Source organism: Tessaracoccus sp. ZS01, from assembly GCF_022342445.1.
In the GTDB taxonomy this organism is placed as follows: domain Bacteria; phylum Actinomycetota; class Actinomycetes; order Propionibacteriales; family Propionibacteriaceae; genus Arachnia.
Map to the genome: position 1 here is coordinate 695,632 of NZ_PQFE01000001.1, position 20,019 is coordinate 715,650.

Below are 20,019 nucleotides of genomic sequence, written 5' to 3' on the forward strand. Positions count from 1 at the left end.
TGACACCGAAAACTTGACAGACCCGGATCACGAGTTCGGTGCTGAAGCGGCCTCCACCCCCGGCGCAGAGGCCCTCTGTACGTCAACCCTCTGGCGTACCCCGAGCCTCCACATCGACACCCGTGCTAGTGGCGGGCCTTGTGGAGCTGACGCGCCAGATCAGCGATCCCGAAGGTGTCCTTGGACTTGGCGACGGCGAAGACGTCCACGCCCTCCTCACGGACAGCAGCCGCAGTGGCCTCGTCCCAGGCGAGCACCCGGACATCATCGCGGTGACCGAGCGTCTTGGCGTACACATGGGCCAGCGACGGCTGGCTGAGGAAGACCGCGTCCCACGCCCCGTCGTCCCAGCGGGTGCGCAGGGCCGGGTCGATCTCCGCGACGTCCGCCATGGTGTAGATCTCGCTGCGATCGACGGTGTAGCCCTTCGCGCGGAGCCCGGTCTCCAGCTTGGTGGAGAGCTGGTCCGCGCACAGGATGACGACGCGCTGCTCACCGTCGGCCGGCGGGAACAGCTCGACGAGCTTCTGGGAGCTGGCGGTGCCTTCGGGGCTCAGATCAACCTGGCGCCCCGAATCCTCGACGGTGCGCTGGGTGGTGGAGCCCATCGTCGCGACCTTCGTGTGCGCCGGGATGTCCCAGCCTCGTTCGCGCAACGCCCACACCGTCTGCCCTGACGGGATGACGACCCAGTCGGCGTCGCCGATGATGTTGTCTGCCGAGAGCAGGCGTGCCTCCTGGAGCTGCACGCAGTCCACGCGCAACTCGTTCTCGCGCATGGCCTGGCTGATCCGCCCCTCTTGGCGGGGCAACAGCACCCTGACGCGGTCGTCGTCCTCCGAGCTCTCGATGAAGGTGGAGTCGTCGGCGTGGTCAGCCGTCATCTTGACGGTCTCCAGCGCCTCGGCGGTGATGAACCGGTCTGCCCGGCGCGCCTTCAAGGCCTCGGCCACGTTGTGACCGGTGCGCTGCGCGTGGTACTCGGAGGTGGGCAACCCGATTTCCAGGACGGTGCGCTTGGTGCCGTCGATCGAGAAGATGCCCGCCTTCAGGCCGAGGATGCCGCGGCGGGTGGCCAGGGCTCCCACAGGGGCCAGGTAGGTGGTGTTGAGACCCGTCAGCACTGCGCGCTCGGCCTCGATGCAGATGCGGGTCTCGACGTCGTCGAGTTCGCGTACCGCCTCCAGCGTCTCCTCGTCGCTCCGGCGACACTCGAGCGCCAGCGCGCCCTGGCCGGGTGCGGTGAGGATGGGCAGGTATTCGGCCACCCGGTCCTCCACCTTGAGGGCATGCACCCCGGCGGCCGACACGACCACGGCGTCGAGGTCGCCCGGCTCGAGCCGGCGCAGGCGGTCCTGGAGGGTGCCGCCGACATCGACGAACGTGAGATCCGGGCGGAGCGCGCGCAGCTGGGCGAGGCGCCGCAACGACGTGATGCCGATGCGGGAGCGGCGCGGCAACGCAGCCAGCGGCATGCCCCTGAGCGAACACAGCGCATCGCGATGGTCGCCACGCTTCAGCACTGCGGCGAACGTGAGGTCCTCAGGGCGGTCGGACAGTGGGACGTCCTTGACGGAATGCACGACGACGTCGACCGCGCCGCTGCGCAGCGACGTGCGCAGTTCCTGGGCGAACACGCCGAGGGAGTAGCCGTCGGCCATGTGAATGGTGTCCACGTGCTCCGTGGCCACCCGTACGATGTCGACTTCATGGCCCTGCGCCCTGAGGAGCTCAGCAACCATCTCGGAGCGTGCCAGCGCCAATGCTGAACCACGCGTACCCAACCGAAGCTTCACGAAAGATCCTTCCGATGTGATTGCTGCTTAGCCTCTCATGAATCAGCAGCAGCCCGCGCCGCCAGCGGCAAGGCGTCCGTGATGCGGGCCATGGCCGCGTCGTCGTGGGCGGCCGAGAGGAACCAGGCCTCGAAAGCCGACGGCGGGAGCGCCACCCCGGCGTCCAACATGGCGTGGAAGAAGCGGGCGAAGGCCTGGGTGTCCTGGTCCTTGGCGTCTTCATAGTCGGCGACGGAACCGTCGCGGAAGAAGACGGAGAACAGGCTCCCGGCCGCCTGGATGGTGTGCGGCACCGAGGCTGCGGTGAGCGCTTCTGTCACGGCCGCCTGCAATTCCAGGGAGCGGCGGTCGACGTGGGCGTAGACGGCCTCGTCGGCGAGGCGCAGCGTGGCGAGACCCGCCGCAGTGGCCAGCGGGTTCCCGGACAGGGTGCCCGCCTGGTATACCGGACCGACGGGGGCCAGGAACTGCATGACTTCCGCGCGCCCGGCGAGCGCGGCCAGCGGCATGCCGCCACCAACGACCTTGCCGAACGTCACGATGTCCGGGGCGTAGCCCCCCTCGAGACCGAGCCAGCCACCCGGACCCACCCGGAAACCGGTCAGCACCTCGTCGACGATCAGCAGCGCACCGTGGCGGGCGGTGATCTCGCGGAGGCCCGCGTTGAAGCCCGGAGCGGGCGGAACCACGCCCATGTTGGCGGGGGCGGCCTCCGTGATGACGGCCGCGATGCGCTCCCCCGCCGTGTCGAACACCCTGGCGAGCGCCTCGAGGTCGTTGTACTCGACCACGATGGTGTCGCCTGCAGCCGCAGCCGTCACGCCGGCGGAACCAGGCAGGCCCTGGGTGGCGACGCCGGAACCGGCAGCGGCGAGGAGCGCGTCGGAGTGCCCGTGGTAGCAGCCGGCGAACTTGACGATGACGTCGCGGCCGGTGGCGCCGCGCGCCAGCCTGATGGCGGTCATGGTGGCCTCGGTGCCGGTGGAGACGAAGCGCACCTGTTCCGCCACCGGGACGCGCGCGTGGATGGCCTCAGCCAGTTCCACCTCCGCCAGTGTGGGCGCGCCGAAGGACAGGCCACGGCCGGCCGCTTCCCTGACGGCCTCGATCACCTGCGGGTGGGCATGGCCGAGCAGCGCAGGCCCCCAGGAGCAGACGAGGTCCACGTATTCACGCCCGGCGACATCGACGACATGCGGGCCGCGGGCCTCGCGGATGAAGACCGGGTCACCGCCGACTGAGCCGAACGCCCGCACGGGCGACGACACGCCGCCCGGGATGATCTCCTTCGCCCGCGCAAACAGGTTCACTTCAGCCACGTCGCCAACTCCTCCGCCCAGTAGGTGAGTACGATATCTGCACCGGCCCGCGCGATCGCGGTCACCGATTCCGTCACTGCGGCGCGGCGGTCGATCCAACCCTGCGCCGCGGCCGCCTCGATCATGGCGTACTCGCCGGACACCTGGTAGGCGGCCACGGGAACGTCCGACGCGGCGGCCACGTCGCTGAGCACGTCGAGGTAGTAGCCGGCGGGCTTCACCATCACGATGTCGGCGCCCTCGGCCAGGTCCAGCTCGGCCTCACGCAGCCCCTCGCGCCTGTTGGCCGGGTCCTGCTGGTAGGTGCGCCGGTCCCCCTGCAGGGACGAGCCGACCGCCTCGCGGAAGGGTCCGTAGAACGCCGAGGAGTACTTCGCGGCGTACGCGAGGATGGCGGTGTCCTGGAACCCCTGCCCGTCGAGGCCGGCCCGGATGTGTTCCACCTGGGCGTCCATCATCCCCGACGGCGACACCACGTGGGCCCCCGCCTCGGCCTGGGCGATGGCCATCGAGACGTAGGCCGCGAGCGTCGCGTCGTTGTCGACGGCGCCGTCCGCGGTCAGGAAACCGCAGTGCCCGTGGGTGGTGAACTCGTCGAGGCAGGTGTCGGCCATGATGACCGTGTCAGACCCGACGGCGTCGCGTACGGCCCGCAGGCCCCGCTGCAGGATGCCGTCCTCGGCCCAGCCCTGCGAGCCCTGCTCATCCTTGGCCGCGTCCTCAGGCACGCCGAACAGCATCAGCCCGCCCACTCCGGCGGCTACTGCACCCTCGGCGGCGCGCGCGATCTGGTCGATGCCGTGGCGACGCACGCCGGGCATGGAGGAGATCTGCCCGGGCACGTCCGAGACGAACATGGGCAGCACGAGCTGCGAGGGACGCACCTCGATCTCGCGTACGAGCCGGCGCATGGCTGCCGTGGTGCGGAGGCGGCGTGGTCGGAACTGGATCATCGATGTCCCTTCGGGAGGTTGGCTATGGCGTGGATGAGCCCTTCGGCGTCCTGGGTGCGGGCTTCAGCGGCCACTTCGACGCCGAGCTGGCGCAGCGCCGCGGCCGACGGCGGCCCGAATGCCACCACCTGCAGACCCTGCGGCCACCCCAGGAGTTGGTCCACGGCGCGACCCATCGAGCCCGCGAGGATCACCACGACGTCGAACAGGCACCGTTCGTACTCGCCCCGCAGCTTGCCCGGCACGTCGTCCAGGGGCTCCATGGTGTAGACCGCGAACTGGTCCACCGCGTAGCCCTTGCGTCTCACTTCCTCTGCCAGCACCGTCGACGACAGCGCGGACCCGGGGATGACGACCCGTCCGCTGCCCGCGGGCCAGGCCTCACCGAGGGCCGCGGCGCTGGAGGCACCCTGCGGTACCAGGTCCACGTCGATGCCGCGTTCGCGCGCCGCCCGCGCCGTCGCCGCACCGACAGCTGCCACGCGGGCCTGCTCGGGGATGGTCATCCCCAACTCGTCGAGCACCTCCAGCGTGGCGGGCGACGTCAGCGCCACCCAGTCGGCGTCGGTGAAGCTGCCCTCTGGGCGCAGTGTCACGCGGCGTTGGACGGGCTCGGCCACCACTTCGGCGCCCGCGGCGCGGAGGGCGCCCACCAGGTCTCCGGTGTCCGCGCGCGGCACGAAGATGCGCAGGCCGGCCAGCACGTCCTCGCCGCCCCAGAGCGACGAGTCGTCATGGAGTTCAGCCAGCCGCGACGGACGCGAGGCGGTCAGCTCCGCCACCGTCTCAGCGCCGAGCTGCATCAGTTCCTCGGCGGCGATGGCCCCGGCGTGGTCGCTCAGGGTGACCCTGGCGGTCACCGACCTGCGGCCGTCGAGCGCGAAGACGGCGGCCTCGAGTTCGCCGTCGTGCCCGTGGGCCGCGATGGGCGCGGCGCAGCCGCCTCCGAGGTTCTCCAGCACCACGCGCTCGGCCTCGACGGCGAGTCTGGTGTCAGGGTCTTCGAGGGCGGCGAGCTCTGCGGCCAACACCTCGTCGTCGGTCCGGCATTCCAGGGCCAACGCACCCTGGCCCGGGGCGGGGAGGATGGTCAGGTAGTCGGTGATGTGCTGCGTCATGCCCAGTCGCTCGAGGCCGGCGGCGGCGAGCACCACGGCGTCGAGGTCGTCTGTGTTGACGCGGGCCAACCGCGTACCCACGTTGCCGCGGATGTCGACGTAGAGCAGGTCCGGCCGCTGGGCGCGCAGCTGGGCGACGCGGCGGGGCGACCCGGTTCCCACGGAGGCCCCGGTGGGCAGCTGAGCGAACGTGAGCCCGTCCCGGGCGCACAGCGCGTCGCGGGCGTCGGCGCGCAACGGGATGGCGGCGACCCTCAGGCCCGGCACCGGCGCGGTGGGCAGGTCCTTCAGTGAGTGGACGGCGAAGTCGCAGACCCCGTCCAGCAGGGCGGTACGCAGTTCCGCCGCGAAGACCCCCAACCCACCGAGTTGGGTGAGGGAGCCGCGTTCCACGTCGCCGCCGGTGCGGATCCGCACCAGTTCAACCTCGTGCCCCCGGTCGCGCAGCGCGTCGGCGATCAATTCCGACTGCGCCACGGCGAGGGCTGATCCCCTGGTGCCCAGCTTCAGCTTCATCTCACCACTCTTGTCGTTCCCGCCACCACGGCGGCGATCCCATTGCCGTCCAGCCAGGCACCGACCAGATCGACGCCGGCCTCGAGGGCCGTCTCCACGATGAAGTCGCGGTTCGAGGCGTCGATGCGGGTGGGCATTGAGTCCCAGCCTACCGACGCGAAGCCGAGCACTTCGTGCTCCTGGATCTCCACGCCCACGAACCGAGAGGCGTCCCGGAGGGCGTCCGCACGGGTGGCCAGGATGTGTTCGGGATAGCTGAGGCGCAGCACGTGCTGCCCGGTCTCAGCCCACGGCCACTTGGCCGAGTAGTGGGTCAGCGCGCGGGCGTGGAGCGTGTCGTCGCGCTCCGCCAACAGGACGCCCGAACCGACGGGATGGGCATCGAGCGCAGGCGTGGTCACGGCGAGCAACGCCGAGCGGGCGGTGCGGACAGGAGGCACCTGGATCTCGACCCCGAGATTGCCCAGCAGCACTCCGGCGGGCGCGGCGGGGGTGGCGATGACGACGCGCTCGACGTCCAGCACCTCACCGTCATGCAGCGTCAGCAGGAAGCCCGATCCCCCGCGGCGCAGCGACGACACCGAGGCCGAGGTGCGCACGCTCCCACCGGCCGTGACGAAACGCTCCGCGATGGCGGTGATGAGGCGGAACATCCCGCCGATGGGTTGTTCGACGGCGGCGCTGCCCGGGCCGCGCACCAGCGCGACCGCCGCGAGCAGCGAACCCTCCGTGGCGAGCGCCTCCAGCAGCGTCGGGGCGAACGCCGACAGTGGCATCTTGTCCGGCGACAAGGAGTACACGCCCTGAGCGACGGGGGCCACCAGCTTGGCGAGGGCCGCCTCACCCAGGCGGGCCCGCACCAGGTCGCCCACCGTCATGGCCGTGGCTCCGACCTCGGGCCCGAGTTGCGCTTCGGCCGCGACGACGGCGAACTCAGCCGGCTCGAGGACCGCGAGCGCGGGGTCGTCGAGCGAACTGGGGATCCCCAGCACGCCCTCAGCCATGGGGAAGGTGCCACGCCGCCACCAGATGTGCGGCGTGCCCTGCGGCGCCGCCACCTCCAGACCGAGGTCCTCGCAGAGGGCCCGCACGACACCACCACGCGTGGCGTAGGCCTCCGCGCCCGCGTCGACCTCGACGGAGCCGAGCCGCAGCGGCGAGATCATGCCGCCCAGCCGTGGCGCCGCCTCGCGCAGTTCGACGGTGTGCCCGGCCTCCTGCAGCCGGAGGGCGGACAGCACTCCGGCGAGACCGCCGCCGATGACGGCGACGCGCGAGCCGCTCACAGTTCGTGGATGAGGGCCACCAGGTCGGTGAGCACCTCGGGATCAGTGGTGGGCGGCACCCCGTGGCCCAGGTTCACGACGTGCGCGGGTGCCTGGCGACCGCGCTCCACGACATCACGGGTGTGGGCCTCCAGGGCGTCCCAGCCGGCGGCGAGCATCGCGGGATCGATGTTGCCCTGCAGCGGGACCCCCGGCACGAGCCAGGCGGCCTCGTCGAGGGGCGTTCGGTAGTCGACACCCAGGGTCTCGACGCCGATCTCGGCCATGTCGGTGAGCAGGTGGCGGGTGCCGACGCCGAAGTGGATGCGGGGCACGCGACCCTCCACCGCGGCCATCACCTGGGCCGAGTGCTGCTGCACCTTCCCGGTGTAATCCGCGCGGCTGAGGGAGCCCGCCCACGAATCGAACAGCTGCACGGCACGGGCGCCGGCGTCGATCTGTACGTTCAGGAACTGGCCCGAGAGTTCCGCCGCCCAGTCGAGCAGCCTGTGCCACGCCGCCGGATCCGCGTGCATCATGGCGCGGGCCTGCAGGTGGTCACGCGAACCGCGGCCCTCCACGAGATACGCAGCCAGCGTAAAGGGGGCGCCGGCGAAGCCGATGAGCGGAGTGCCCTCACCCAGCTCTGCGACGACCAGCCGCACGGCCTCCGAGATGGCCGAGGCGTCCTCGATCCGGTGGCCGACGACCCTGTCGACGTCTGCGGCGGTGCGGATGGGGTTCTCGATCACGGGCCCGATGCCCGGCTCGATGTCGACATCGACCCCTGCCAGCACGAGGGGCGTCATGATGTCGGAGAAGAAGATGGCCGCGTCCACCTTGTGGCGGCGCACCGGCTGCAGCGTGATCTCCGCCGCCAACTCGGGTTTCAGGCAGGCCTCGAGGATGGTGGTGCCCACGCGGGCGGCCTTGTATTCGGGGAGGGAGCGGCCGGCCTGGCGCATGAACCAGACGGGGAGCTTCTCGGGACGCTGCCCGATGAGGGCTGAAAGCAGTGAACTCATGGTGAGTTCGATTCTGCCCTATCGGGCAAAGGTGGTTGAATGAGGCTCACTGTGACATTGCGTGTCTTCTCCATTCAGCACAACCGGCAGGGCCTGTCCGAGGTCGAGCGGATAGCCGCCGACATCGAGGGGATGGTCGACCGGCTCCGCAACGTGCCGGAAGTGACCGGCGCCGTGGTGCTCAGCACCTGCAACCGCGTCGAGATCATCCTCGACACCAACGGCGAGGCCACGCCGGGGCAGCTGCGAGCCGCTCTGAACGACCACTTCTCCACCCCTCCGGCCTGGGACCTGTACCTGGGTGAGGCGGCCCTCGGGCACGTCTTCCGCGTCGCCGCGGGGCTCGACTCCATGGTGGTGGGCGAGCGCGAGATCGCAGGCCAGCTGCGCCGCGCTCTCATGGATGCCCAGGACCTCGGCCACACGTCGCTGCCGCTCAACATCGCCGTCGAGGAGGCGCTGAAGACCTCCCGCCGCGTCGCTCGCGAAACCAGCCTCGAGGGTGCCGGGCGCTCCGTCGTGAGCGCCGGCCTTGACCTCGTCGATGTCGCCGACTGGCACTCCGCCCGGGTGCTGGTGGTGGGCACCGGTTCCTACGCGGGCGCCGTGGTCGCTGCTGCACGCACCCGCGGCGTCACCAACCTCATGGTCCACTCCGCCAGCGGCCGCGGGGCCCACTTCGCCGAGAGCCACGGCATCGGCCACATCGAATCGCTGCCCGACGCCCTGCCCTCCGCAGACGTCGTGGTGACGTGCCGGGGCCGCGGCGGTCACGTCGTCACCCCCGCGGACGTCACCGGCCCCGCACGGTTCCTGGACCTGTCACTCAACCGCGACGTCCATCCCGCCGTCGCCACGCTGCCCGGCGTGCACGTCGTGGACCTGGCCACCATCCAGCAGTCCGTCGGCTCCGGCATCGCGGAGGACACCCGCCGCGCCCAGTCGATCGTCAACGAAGGCCTCGCCGAGGCGCGCACCAAGCTCCGCGCCCGCGTCGTCGACCCCGCCGTGGTGGGCCTGCGCGAGGCCGTCATGGGCCTCGTGGACGACGAGGTCACCCGCCTGCCCAACCGCCCGTTGTCGCACGACGACGCGGCGCTCGCGCTGCGCCGGCTGGCCACCCGCCTGCTCCACATCCCCTCCACCCGTGCCAAGCTGGCCGCCCAACGCGGCCGCACGGATGAATACCTCAACGCCATGGCGGAGCTCTACGGCATCGGGGAAACCCCCGGTATCGACGCCGACGCCCTGGAGACAGATTCCTGCCCGGCGACCAGCCTGAGCGTGACTGATCTGGATTCAACCCTCGACAGGGAGGCCATGTGACCCTCGAGCCCTACAGCGCAGTGCTGTTCGCTTCCTACGGAGGACCGAACAAACCTGACGACGTGCTGCCGTTCATGCGCAACGCGACCGCCGGCAAGAACATCCCGGATGAACGCCTCCTGGAGGTCTCCGAGCACTACATGCTGTTCGGCGGGAAGTCCCCGATCAACGAGCTCAACGCCGCCCTCATGGAGGCGGTGCGCGCCGAACTGGCCCGCCGTGGCGTCGAGGTGCCCGTCGTCATCGGCAACCGTAACTGGACGCCCTACCTCGGCGACACCGTCGACGAGCTGATCGGCGACGGCCACACCCGCGTCCTCGCGCTGGCCACCTCCGCGTACCGCTCCTACTCCAGCTGCCGCCAGTACTGCGAGGACCTCCTGGGCGCCCGCGACGGCAAGGACATCCAGATCGACAAGATCGACCCGTTCGCTGAGACCCCCGAGTTCGTCTCCGCCAACGCCCGCGCGGTCGTCGACGGGGTGCGCACCATGCGGGCCCGCATCGGCGACGGCGAGTTGCGGGTGCTGTTCGTGACCCACTCCATCCCGCTCACGATGAACCAGGCCTCCGCCACCGGCGAGCCCGAGAGCCGCTATGACGCCCAGCACCTGAGGGTCGCCGAGGCCGTGGCCCGCGAGGCGTCCGAGTCGCTCGGCGAGACCCTCACCTGGGAGCTCACCTACTGCTCGCGCTCCGGCGCCCCGCACATCCCGTGGCTGGAGCCCGACATCAACGACCGGCTCGAAGAGGTCGCGGAAGAGGGCGTGGCCGGCGTCGTCGCGGTGCCGTTCGGCTTCATCAAGGACCACATGGAGGTGGCCTACGACCTCGACACCGAGGCCAAGCAGACCGCCGAGCGCCTCGGCCTCCCCTACGAGAGGGCCGCCACCGTCGGCACCGATGAGGGTTTCGTCGCGATGCTCGTGGACAAGTTGCTGCTCCGCGCGGCTGTGGCCAGGGGCGAAGCGGAAGACACCACCATCTGTCAGTTCTCGACGGGACGGTGCTGCCTGCCCCGTCCAGCAACCACCTGAGGAAGGCACCTGAGATGAGCAAGCACCCCGGTCGCGACGAACGCGACCAGACCGATGTCGACCTCGAGGCCATCAACCAGCAGTCGCTCTACGCCATGTATTCGGTGTTCGAGCTGGCCGCTCCCCTGCCTCTCGATGTGGACCTCACGTCGGTCGAGCAGAAGATGGCAGACCTGGGCGTCACCGTGCGCGGGTTCTACGACGTCGCCGGCTTCCGCGCCGACGCCGACCTGATGGTCTGGACCCTCTCCGAGGACCCCCAGAAGCTGCAGGCCGCCTACCACGCGCTGCGCCGCAGCGCGCTGGGCGACTACCTCTCCCCCGTGTGGTCCGTGGTGGCGGTGCACCGCCCGTCCGAGTTCAACCGCGCCCACGTGCCCAGCTGCTTCGCCGGCTTCGCCCCGCGCCCCTGGCTGACCGTCTACCCCTTCGTGCGCAGCTTCGACTGGTACTACCTCGACGAAGAGCACCGCTCCAAGATGCTCATGGAGCACGGCATCGCCGGCCGTGAATACCCCGACGTCGTCGCCTCGACGTTGTCGGCCTTCGCGCTGGGCGACTACGAGTGGATCCTCGCCTTCGAGGCGGACGAACTGCACCGGCTCACCGACGCGATGCGCCACCAGCGCGGCGTCGAGGCCCGCCTCCACGTGCGGGAGGAGACCCCGTTCTTCACCGGGCCGCGCGTCGAGTTGGCCCAGTGGATCGAGCGCCAACCGCGCGTCTGACCCGCAACTGCAGAGCACCCACGCCCACTCGGGCGTGGGTGCTCTGCTGTTCGGTCAGCCGACGTTGTGGGCCAGCAGGCGCCAGGCGCCGTGCGCGTGGCCCACTTCGGAGTGGTGCGCGTTGGTGAGGCTGCCGAGCACCCGTCCCTCGAGGCCCAGCAGCGAGTGCAGCACGCGGTTGAGGAACAGCCCGTGGGAGACGATCAGCACGGTGCCGCCGTCGTGTCGCTCCGCGATCTCCAGCAGCGCCGGTCTGCCGCGCTCCACCACCTCTGCGAGCGTCTCACCCTCGGGCGAGCGCCGGAAGTCGACGCCGTCGGCGTACTTGGCCTCATAATCCGGCATCAGCGCGTGTACCTCGGCCCAGGTGAGGCCTGCCCACGAGCCCACGTTGATCTCCATCAACCGTGGGTCGACGACGAGCTCAGCCTCGGGCCGCACGATGCGGGCCGTCTCCGCCGCACGCACGAGCGGCGAGGTGTACACAGCATCGAAGTGGAAAGGCGCCAGACGGTCCCGGGCGGCCTCGGCCTGCCGTCGACCCTTGTCGTTGACGGGGATGTCCGCATGGCCCTGGAACCGGCCCTGGGCGTTGTGGTCCGTCTCACCGTGCCGGAGCAGCACCAGACGGGTGGCGTGAGCGATCCTCACAGCTCCTCGTCTGTCTCCTCAGGCAGGTGGATGTCGAGCGGGATCTGGGGGCAGTCCTTCCAGAGCCGCTCCAGGTTGTACAGCAGCCGCTCCTCGGTGTGTTGGGCGTGCACGACGAAGTCGATGTAGTCGAGCAGCACCCAGCGGTTCTCGCGGTCACCCTCGCGGCGCACAGGCTTGCGGCCCACCTTGAGCAGGGCCTCCTCCACGCCGTCGACGATGGCGCCCACCTGGCGCTCGTTGCCTGCCGAGGCGATGAGGAACACGTCCGTGATGGACAGCTGCTCCGACACGTCGAAGGCGACGATGCTGTGGCCCTTCTTGTCGGCCGCGGCCTGGGCGGCGATCCGGACGGGCTCGAGCACGTCGTCAGCAATGGTCATCAGGAACTCCTGTCATGGGGGCCGGGTACAGCCCCCGCTTGGCGATGTACTGCACGATACCGTCCGGGACGAGGTACCAGATGGGCTGGTGGCCCCGGACGCGGTCGCGGCAGTCTGTGGACGAGATGGCCAGCGCGGGGACCTCGAGGAGCGTGACCGCACTCTCCGGGAGGTGGCTCAGGTCGTCCTTCGTCATGGGGACGCCGGGCCGGGTCACCCCGACGAAGTGGGCCAGGTCGAAGAGTTGCTCGGCGCCGCGCCACGTCAGGATCTGGCGCAACGCGTCTGCACCGGTGATGAAGAACAGGTCCGTGTTGTCGCCACGCTCAGCCCGGAGGTCGCGGAGCGTGTCGACGGTGTAGGTGTCGCCTTCGCGGTCGATGTCGACGCGCGAGACGGAGAAGCGGGGGTTCGAGGCCGTCGCGATGACCGTCATCAGGTAGCGGTCCTCGGCCAGCGAGACCCGACGGTGCCGTTTCTGCCAGGGCACACCCGTCGGCACGAATACGACCTCGTCGAGGCCGAACTGGGCGGCCACTTCCGAGGCGGCCACGAGGTGACCGTGGTGGATGGGGTCGAAGGTGCCACCCATGACGCCCAGGCGCCAGCGGCCCGGGCGCTGCAGCCGCGCCTCCCCCAGTTCGGTCGACGTCACCGGCTGTTGGGCCGACCGGATCCGAAGCCGATGAGCCAGACGACCACGCCCAGGAGGATCACGAGCACGATTGCGCCCATGACCCAACTCGGCACGAGTGGGGCTTCGGTGGCAGTCTCCAGAAGAAGGTTCATGGCAGGGGATCCTAGCAATCAGTGGTGGTGGTCAGGGGGGTTTGCTCAGGCGCGGACCTGGCCGGCGCCTTCGATGACGTACTTGGAGCTGGTCATCTCGGGCAGGCCCATGGGGCCGCGGGCGTGCAGTTTCTGGGTGGAGATGCCGATCTCGGCACCGAAGCCGAACTCCCCGCCGTCGACGAACCGGCTGGACGCGTTGACCAGGACGGCCGCTGCGTCGACCTCTGCGGCGAAGCGGTCCGCGGAGGCGCGGGAACGGGTCACGATGGTCTCGGAGTGGCCGGTGGTGTGGGCCCGGATGTGGGCCAGGGCCTCGTCGAGGGAGTCCACCACCTTCGTCGCCAGGTCCAGCGTGAGGTACTCGGCGTCGTACTCGTCAGCGGCGGCAGGCACCACGGCGTCGGAGTAGGCGCGGGTGGCGTCGTCTCCGTGCACGGTCACGCTGGCGCCGGAGAGGGCCTCCAGCGCGCGGGGCAGGAACGCGTCCGCGATGTCGCGGTGCACGAGCAGCGTCTCGGCGGCGTTGCACACACTGGGCCGTTGGGTCTTGGCGTTCAAGAGGATGCTGATCGCCTGGTCGATATCGGCGTCAGCGTCGACGAAAATGTGGCAGTTGCCGGTGCCGGTCTCGATCACGGGCACCGTGGAGCCGTCCACCACGGCCTGAATCAGGCCGGCGCCGCCGCGCGGGATGAGCACGTCCACCAGGCCGCGGGCCCGCATCAGCTCACCGGTGACCTCGCGGCCCCCCTCGATCAGATGCACCGCATCCGCAGTGACCCCGGCGTCGGTGAGGCCCTTGCGCAGCGCGGCGATGGTGACGCGGTTGGTGTTGAGGGCCGACGACGAGCCGCGCAGCAGGGCGGCGTTGCCGGACTTCAGGCAGATGCCCGCAGCGTCGGCAGTGACGTTGGGCCGCGCCTCGTAGATGATGCCCACCACCCCGAAGGGGACCCGCACCTGGCGGACGGAGACGCCGTTGGGGAGCTTCCAGCCGCGGACCACGTCGCCGACGGGGTCCGGCAGTGCCGCGAGGTCTCGGAGGCCCTGCACCATGCCGTCGATGCGCGCGGGGGTCAGCTTCAGCCGGTCGACGATGGACTCCTCGGTGCCGGTGCTGCGGGCGTTGGCGACGTCGACCTCGTTGGCCTCGAGCAGGTCCTGCTCAGCGGCCGCCAGCGCGTCAGCCATGGCCTGGAGGGCCTTGTCCTTCTGGGCGCGGTTCAGCGTGGCGAGCTCGACGGACGCCTGGCGGGCAGCGATGGCCTGATCACGAAAGTCCATGCCCGAGAGTCTAGGCCAGCCCTCCGGGGTCAGGAGGCGGCGACCACGTCCGCGGTGCGGCCTGCGCGCGCCCGCCGCACCAGGTAGACGGCCAGGTTCGCGACGCAGGAAAGCGTCATGGCCCCGGCGCAGATGATCAGCGCCCAGTCCGGCTTGAACATCCCGAAGCCGAACCACATGGCCTGCACGAGCAGCATCAGGACGAGGTAGCTGCCGGAGACGCCCTCGACATGGGGTGCGGTGAGCAGTTCGCGCAACTGCGCGAACTGACCCACCAGTTGCGGCACCAGGACGGCGAAGCCGAAGAAGACGGGCCCCAGCCACAGGTTCAGGCCGGAGAGGGCCAGGGCTGCGACGACGGGGAGCACGAGGTGGCGGGCGACGGGCTCGCCGCGGTCGCGCAGCACGAAGACCACGATGGCCAGCGAAGCCACGGTGAGGAGCACGTTCGGCACCTGCATCTGCGGCGACTGTGAGAGGAAGCCGTGGACGGCCCAGGCGGCGGTGCTACCGGTGACCAGCTGCCACAGCGTCAACGAGACGCCGGCGCTCGTGCCCGACCTGAGGATGCGGACCAGTTGCGGGATGCTGGACGACACGCCCAATGCAGCTGCGAACCAGCCGAAGACCTCAATCACGTCTGCCAGCTTAAGTCGCGCCGCCGGACTAGACCAATCGGCCTGACGGGCCCAGGGGTTCAGTCGTTCAGAATCATCACGTCGCGGTGGACCGCGGGGCGCTGCCGGGTGTGCCCGGCCTCGGTGCTGGAGTGCCCGGCCTCGGCCTGCAACTGCGCGCTCGAATAGCCGGCAAAACCTCTGCCGAGCGGCTCGTTGTCCGGGCCGATGATCTCCACCGGCTCGCCTTCTGCGAACGTGCCCTTCACCTCACGGATGCCCGCGGGCAGGAGCGACGCCTTCGAGGCGAGCAGTGCCCGCCTGGCCCCGGCGTCGATGTGCAGCCAGCCCCTGGGCTCCGCGGCGAACGCCAGCCACAGCAGTCGGCGCGGACGGCGCTTCCTGCGGGCCGGGAAGTAGGTGCCCACCTCGGCGCCGGCGAGCGCCTCCTCCAGGTCGTCGGCGTGGCCCAGCACGACGCTGACCCCGGCCTGCGTCGCGATGTCCGCCGCTTGGAGCTTCGTCTGCATGCCGCCGGTGCCCACCCGCGAGCCGAGTCGGGAGGTGTCCACCTTCAACTCCGCGATGTCCTCGACCACCGTGATCTTCTCCGCCCCGGGAGTGTCCGGGTGCGCGGTGTACAGGCCGTCGACGTCACTCAGCAGGACCAACGCGTCGGCGCGCACGAGGTGGGCGACGAGGGCGGCGAGCCTGTCGTTGTCGCCGAAGCGGATCTCGTGGGTGGCGACGGTGTCGTTTTCGTTGATGATCGGCACCACGTCGAGGCGGAAGAGCCGCGAGATGGTGTTGAGCGCGTTGCGGTAGGTCTTGGGGCGCAGCACGTCCTCGACCGTCAGCAGCAGCTGCGCCACGTTGACGCCGTGCTCCGCGAACGCATCGGAATAGTGCCGGATGAGCAGCCCCATCCCGACGGCGGCGGCAGCCTGCTGGGTTTCGAGATCCCGCGGCCGGCGGCGCAGCCCCAGGGGCGCGAGGGCGGCCGCGATGGCCCCGGAGGTGACCAGAACCACCCGGACGCCCCGGTGGTGCAGTGCGGAGAGCGAGTCCGCGAGCCGCGCGATGCGGCGGTGGTCGAGATGGCCGTCAGGCAGGGTCAGTGATGACGACCCGACCTTGACGACAACACGTTTCGCCTGGGAGACCGCTGTCCTACTCGTCATCCTCGCCCTCGGGGTCCATGCCGGTGACGGCGTAATCCACGCTCGCCTTCGCGGCATGGTACTCCGCATCGAGACGCCGACGCTTCATGACCGAGGGCCGTTCCGAATCCAGGCGGATGTCCTCGCCACGACGGCCGAGGTTCTCCGCGCCGATGTCGATCTGCGGCGCGAAGTCGAACACGACGGGGTTGTCGCCGCTGCCGATCGCCACGGCGTCGCCGGCCTCGGCGCCCATCTCCAGCAGCTTGTTCTCCACGCCGATGCGGTTGAGCCTGTCGGCGAGGTAGCCCACCGCTTCCGCATTGTTGAAGTCCGTCTGTCGGATCCAGCGCTCGGGCTTCTCGCCGCGCACGCGCCAGACGAAGCCGCCCTCGCCGTCGCCCTTCTTGGCGATGGTGAACTCCTCGATGGAGCCACGCTTGCGCGCCACCGGCTCGGGACGCAGAACCGTCTTCGGCGCGGCGGCCTCCGGCAGCGAGGCCCGGCGTGCCGCGACGATCTCCGCCATGCGGTACTTCAGTTCGTTGAGGCCCTCGCCCGTCTTGGTGGAGATCTCGAAGATGGGCATGCCGAGCTTCTCGAGCTCCGGGCGGGAGATCTCCGCCAGATCCGGGGCGTCCGGGAGGTCCATCTTGTTCAGCGCGATGAGCCGCACGCGGTCCTCGAGCCCGCCGTGGGCGGCGAGCTCGCCCTCGATGACCTCAAGGTCGGAGATCGGGTCGCGGCCCGGCTCATAGGTGCCCAGGTCGATGACGTGGACGATGGCCTGGCACCGCTCGATGTGGCGCAGGAAGTCGAAGCCGAGGCCCCGGCCCTCAGAGGCGCCTTCGATAAGGCCGGGCACGTCGGCGACGGTGTAGGTCACGTCGCCGGCCACGACGACGCCGAGGTTGGGCACCAGGGTCGTGAACGGGTAGTCGGCGATCTTGGGCCGCGCGCGCGAGATGGCGGCGATCAGCGACGACTTGCCGGCCGAGGGGAACCCGACCAGGCCGACGTCGGCCACCACCTTGAGCTCGAGCTGGACCTGGCGGTCTTCGCCCTCCTCGCCCAGCAGCGCGAAGCCGGGCGCCTTGCGCGTGGCGGTGGCGAGCGCGGCGTTGCCGAGCCCTCCCCTGCCGCCCTGGGCGACGACGAACTCGGCACCGGGCTCCGTCAGGTCTGCGAGGACCTCGCCGGTCTCCGCGTCGGTGACGATGGTCCCGCTGGGCACGTCGAGAATGATGTCGCCGGCCTTCGCGCCGTGCTGGTTGTCCCCCCTGCCCGGCTCACCGTTGTTCGCCTTGCGCAGCGACTGCCGGTGGTAGTCCACCAGCGTCGACATGGAGTCGTCCACCCGGAAGATGACAGAGCCGCCATCGCCGCCGTTGCCACCGTCGGGGCCACCGAGGGGCTTGAACTTCTCACGGTGCACAGAGGCGCAACCGTGTCCGCCGTTGCCGGCCTGCACGGTGAACTTGACGCGGTCGACGAATGAGGGAATAGCCACGATGGGCTCCAATCTGCCGGAACTGAATACCGGTTCTTCCGAAAATAGCAAGAACGGCCCCGGAGGGCCGTTCTCGAAGTGTTTTACCTGATCAGACGGTGACGATGTTGACGACGCGGCGACCGCGCTTCACACCGAACTCCACCTGGCCCTCGACAAGGGCGAACAGGGTGTCGTCGCCACCGCGGCCGACGCCGTCGCCCGGGTGGAAGTGGGTGCCGCGCTGGCGGACGATGATCTCGCCGGCTCCGACGAGCTGACCGCCGTAGCGCTTCACGCCGAGACGCTGAGCGTTCGAGTCGCGGCCGTTGTGCGTCGAGGACGCGCCCTTCTTATGTGCCATCTCTAGTCTCCTCAGGCCTTGATATCGGTGACTTTGACCTGGGTGTACCGCTGACGGTGCCCCTGGCGCTTCTTGTAACCGGTCTTGTTCTTGTACTTCATGATCCGGATCTTCGGACCCTTGGTCATACCGAGAACCTCGGCGGTGACGGACACCTTGCCGAGCTTCTTGGCGTCAGAGGTGATCTTGTCGCCGTCAACCAGCAGCAGCGGCTGCAGGGTGACGGTACCGCCGACCTCTTCGGACACCAGGTCGATGTCCAGGACGTCGCCAACAGCAACCTTGTGCTGACGTCCACCGTTGCGCACGATCGCGTACACGACTGACCTACCTTCTTGGATTTCAAATGAGTTTCTCGGGTGCCCAACCCGGAATGAACCAGGGGGCAAAGCACCGATGGACCACTCTACGCGGTCCATCCGATCCGGGTCAAACCGGCGTCGGGGGCTGCTACGTGGTGACGATCACCGGCACGATCATGGGGCGGCGACGCAGGCGTCGCGAGACCCACTGGCCCAGCGCCCGACGCGTCACCTGCTGGAGGCGCTGCGTGTCGTTGACTCCGTCGCGCATCGCGTCGCGAAGTGCCTCCTCGACCCGCGTCCTGGCCTCGTCGAACGCGCTGGCGTCCTCAGCGAGGCCCCGGAACTGGATCTCAGGGCCGGAGACGACGGTGCCGTTGTGCAGGTCCACCACGGCGATGACGGACACGAAGCCCTCCTCGCCGAGGATGCGACGGTCCATGATCGATTCCGAGATGTCGCCCACGGTGGCTCCGTCGACGAAGATGTAGCTGGCGTCGACCGAGCCGACCTTCTTCGCCACGCCGTTCTTCAGGTCGACGACGTCGCCGTCGCCGATGACGAGCACGTTGCTGCTCGGCACGCCCGTGGATTCGGCCAACTTGCCGTTGGCGATGAGGTGGCGCACCTCGCCGTGGACGGGCATCACGTTGCGGGGGCGGATGATGTTGTAGCAGTAGAGCAGTTCGCCTGCAGATGCGTGGCCGGAGACGTGCACCATCGCGTTGCCCTTGTGCACCACGTTGGCGCCGAGCTTGGCCAGGCCGTTGATCACGCGGTAGACGGAGTTCTCGTTGCCCGGGATGAGCGAGCTGGCCAGCAGCACCGTGTCCCCGGGGCCCACCTCTACGACGGGGTGGTCACGGTTGGCGATCCGGCTGAGCGCCGCGAGCGGTTCGCCCTGCGAGCCGGTGGAGACGATGACCACCTTGTCTGCGGGGTACTTGTCGATGTCCTTCATCTCGATCAGCGTGCCGGCCGGCACCTTGAGGTAGCCCAGGTCCCGCGCCGTCGACATGTTGCGCACCATCGAGCGACCGACGTAGACGACCTTGCGGCCGTGCTTGACGGCCATGTTCATCACCTGCTGGATGCGGTGGACGTGCGAGGCGAAGCTCGCCACGATCAGCTTGCCCTTCGCGCCCTCGAACACCCGCTGCATGGCGGGCTCGATGTCCTTCTCGTGGGTGGTGAAACCGGGGGTCTCTGCGTTGGTGGAGTCCACCAGGAAGAGGTCCACGCCCTCCTCCCCCAGACGCGCGAAGCCGCGCAGATCCGTGATCCGCCCGTCGAGCGGCAGCTGGTCCATCTTGAAGTCACCCGTGTGCAGGACGGTGCCGCCCTTGGTGCGGATGGCGACGGCGAGCGCGTCGGGGATGGAGTGGTTGACCGCGAGGAACTCGAATTCGTAGTTGCCGATCTCGATGATCTCCCCCTCCTCCACGGCGTCGAGTTCGAACTCGCGGATGCGGTGCTCGCGCAGCTTCGCGGCCAGGAAGGCCAGCGTCAGCTTGGAGCCGTACACGGGGATGTCGTTGCGGCGCTTGAGGAGGTACGGCACGGCGCCGATGTGATCCTCGTGTCCGTGCGTCAGCACGAGCGCCACGATGTCGTCGAGCCTGTCGGTGAGGTAGTCGAGGCCGGGGAGGATCAGGTCGACGCCCGGGTGGTCGTCCTCGGGGAACAACACCCCACAGTCGACGATCGCGATCTGGCCATCGATCTCGAAGGCCGTCATGTTGCGGCCGACGTCACCCAACCCGCCGAGAGGGATCACCCGCAAGGTGCCAGGGGCCAGTTTCGGTGGCGTCTTCACTTCAGTCATGGTCCCCAACACTACTTCACCCACCGCAGGCCCGACCACACCTGTGAATGCGCCGATGCCGGCAGCCCA

At 69.6% G+C, this 20,019-nt stretch carries 20 protein-coding genes and 1 pseudogene; 3 read left to right on the forward strand and 18 right to left on the reverse strand.

Going from position 1 to position 20,019, the window contains the following annotated elements:
* Nucleotides 1–125: 125 nt before the first annotated feature.
* From hemC (C3E87_RS03355) to hemE, 7 genes and pseudogenes are all read right to left on the reverse strand, one after another.
* Complete coding sequence (gene hemC, locus C3E87_RS03355) at nucleotides 126–1,796, reverse strand: hydroxymethylbilane synthase (RefSeq protein ID WP_076059195.1); 1,671 nt, start codon at nucleotides 1,794–1,796, stop codon at nucleotides 126–128.
* 35 nt (nucleotides 1,797–1,831) lie between these two features.
* Nucleotides 1,832–3,115: a glutamate-1-semialdehyde 2,1-aminomutase gene (hemL, locus tag C3E87_RS03360; protein ID WP_076059198.1), complete on the reverse strand. Its 1,284-nt coding sequence runs from the start codon at nucleotides 3,113–3,115 to the stop codon at nucleotides 1,832–1,834.
* Nucleotides 3,103–4,026, reverse strand: a complete 924-nt coding sequence (gene hemB / locus C3E87_RS03365; protein WP_369819253.1) for a porphobilinogen synthase — start codon at nucleotides 4,024–4,026, stop codon at nucleotides 3,103–3,105. The genes hemL and hemB overlap by 13 nt, the downstream gene beginning before the upstream one ends.
* A gap of 38 nt (nucleotides 4,027–4,064) precedes the next feature.
* Nucleotides 4,065–4,772, reverse strand: coding sequence for a uroporphyrinogen-III synthase (locus tag C3E87_RS14820; protein WP_369819254.1), 708 nt, complete (start codon nucleotides 4,770–4,772; stop codon nucleotides 4,065–4,067).
* A gap of 45 nt (nucleotides 4,773–4,817) precedes the next feature.
* Nucleotides 4,818–5,702, reverse strand: a pseudogene (hemC, locus tag C3E87_RS14825) (hydroxymethylbilane synthase); the annotation flags it as partial.
* Nucleotides 5,699–6,988, reverse strand: a complete 1,290-nt coding sequence (locus C3E87_RS03375; RefSeq protein WP_076059205.1) for an NAD(P)/FAD-dependent oxidoreductase — start codon at nucleotides 6,986–6,988, stop codon at nucleotides 5,699–5,701. The pseudogene hemC (C3E87_RS14825) and the gene C3E87_RS03375, both read right to left, overlap by 4 nt.
* Nucleotides 6,985–7,992: a uroporphyrinogen decarboxylase gene (gene hemE, locus C3E87_RS03380; RefSeq protein ID WP_076059208.1), complete on the reverse strand. Its 1,008-nt coding sequence runs from the start codon at nucleotides 7,990–7,992 to the stop codon at nucleotides 6,985–6,987. Before hemE ends, C3E87_RS03375 begins: the two co-directional genes overlap by 4 nt.
* A 39-nt stretch (nucleotides 7,993–8,031) precedes the next feature.
* Here hemE and C3E87_RS03385 point away from each other — a divergent pair, with 39 nt between their 5' ends.
* From C3E87_RS03385 to hemQ, 3 genes are read left to right on the forward strand one after another with little or no spacing between them, the layout of a single operon-like run.
* Nucleotides 8,032–9,318 (forward strand): glutamyl-tRNA reductase, encoded by a 1,287-nt coding sequence (locus tag C3E87_RS03385; RefSeq protein WP_076059211.1) that lies wholly within the window; start codon nucleotides 8,032–8,034, stop codon nucleotides 9,316–9,318.
* Nucleotides 9,315–10,355 carry a ferrochelatase gene (locus tag C3E87_RS03390; RefSeq protein ID WP_076059214.1) on the forward strand — a complete coding sequence of 347 codons (1,041 nt, stop codon included), beginning with the start codon at nucleotides 9,315–9,317 and terminating at the stop codon, nucleotides 10,353–10,355. The genes C3E87_RS03385 and C3E87_RS03390 overlap by 4 nt, the downstream gene beginning before the upstream one ends.
* Before the next feature lie 14 nt (nucleotides 10,356–10,369).
* On the forward strand, nucleotides 10,370–11,083 hold the full coding sequence (hemQ, locus tag C3E87_RS03395) for a hydrogen peroxide-dependent heme synthase (protein ID WP_083665356.1): 714 nt from the start codon (nucleotides 10,370–10,372) through the stop codon (nucleotides 11,081–11,083).
* 54 nt (nucleotides 11,084–11,137) lie between these two features.
* Here hemQ and C3E87_RS03400 read toward each other — a convergent pair whose 3' ends face one another.
* The 11 genes from C3E87_RS03400 to C3E87_RS03450 form a co-directional block, all read right to left on the reverse strand.
* Entirely contained in the window at nucleotides 11,138–11,734 is a 597-nt protein-coding gene (locus tag C3E87_RS03400; protein WP_083665357.1) for a histidine phosphatase family protein, read from the reverse strand.
* Nucleotides 11,731–12,117: a ribosome silencing factor gene (gene rsfS / locus C3E87_RS03405; protein WP_076059217.1), complete on the reverse strand. Its 387-nt coding sequence runs from the start codon at nucleotides 12,115–12,117 to the stop codon at nucleotides 11,731–11,733. The genes C3E87_RS03400 and rsfS overlap by 4 nt, the downstream gene beginning before the upstream one ends.
* A complete protein-coding gene (gene nadD / locus C3E87_RS03410) occupies nucleotides 12,104–12,772 on the reverse strand; it encodes a nicotinate-nucleotide adenylyltransferase (protein WP_076059220.1) in 669 nt (222 codons plus the stop codon). The genes rsfS and nadD overlap by 14 nt, the downstream gene beginning before the upstream one ends.
* Nucleotides 12,769–12,906: a hypothetical protein gene (locus C3E87_RS03415; protein WP_158069036.1), complete on the reverse strand. Its 138-nt coding sequence runs from the start codon at nucleotides 12,904–12,906 to the stop codon at nucleotides 12,769–12,771. Before C3E87_RS03415 ends, nadD begins: the two co-directional genes overlap by 4 nt.
* Nucleotides 12,907–12,951: 45 nt before the next feature.
* Nucleotides 12,952–14,193, reverse strand: a complete 1,242-nt coding sequence (locus tag C3E87_RS03420; RefSeq protein ID WP_076059222.1) for a glutamate-5-semialdehyde dehydrogenase — start codon at nucleotides 14,191–14,193, stop codon at nucleotides 12,952–12,954.
* 29 nt (nucleotides 14,194–14,222) lie between these two features.
* Complete coding sequence (locus C3E87_RS03425) at nucleotides 14,223–14,831, reverse strand: SemiSWEET family sugar transporter (protein ID WP_076059224.1); 609 nt, start codon at nucleotides 14,829–14,831, stop codon at nucleotides 14,223–14,225.
* A 59-nt stretch (nucleotides 14,832–14,890) separates the two neighbouring features.
* Nucleotides 14,891–15,991 carry a glutamate 5-kinase gene (gene proB / locus C3E87_RS03430; protein WP_076059227.1) on the reverse strand — a complete coding sequence of 367 codons (1,101 nt, stop codon included), beginning with the start codon at nucleotides 15,989–15,991 and terminating at the stop codon, nucleotides 14,891–14,893.
* Nucleotides 15,981–17,480 (reverse strand): GTPase ObgE, encoded by a 1,500-nt coding sequence (gene obgE / locus C3E87_RS03435; RefSeq protein WP_076059229.1) that lies wholly within the window; start codon nucleotides 17,478–17,480, stop codon nucleotides 15,981–15,983. The genes proB and obgE overlap by 11 nt, the downstream gene beginning before the upstream one ends.
* Before the next feature lie 91 nt (nucleotides 17,481–17,571).
* Nucleotides 17,572–17,823 (reverse strand): 50S ribosomal protein L27, encoded by a 252-nt coding sequence (gene rpmA / locus C3E87_RS03440; RefSeq protein WP_076059232.1) that lies wholly within the window; start codon nucleotides 17,821–17,823, stop codon nucleotides 17,572–17,574.
* Nucleotides 17,824–17,834: 11 nt separating this feature from the next.
* Nucleotides 17,835–18,143 carry a 50S ribosomal protein L21 gene (rplU, locus tag C3E87_RS03445; RefSeq protein ID WP_076059234.1) on the reverse strand — a complete coding sequence of 103 codons (309 nt, stop codon included), beginning with the start codon at nucleotides 18,141–18,143 and terminating at the stop codon, nucleotides 17,835–17,837.
* A gap of 130 nt (nucleotides 18,144–18,273) precedes the next feature.
* Nucleotides 18,274–19,950 (reverse strand): ribonuclease J, encoded by a 1,677-nt coding sequence (locus tag C3E87_RS03450; protein ID WP_076059237.1) that lies wholly within the window; start codon nucleotides 19,948–19,950, stop codon nucleotides 18,274–18,276.
* Nucleotides 19,951–20,019: the final 69 nt, after the last annotated feature.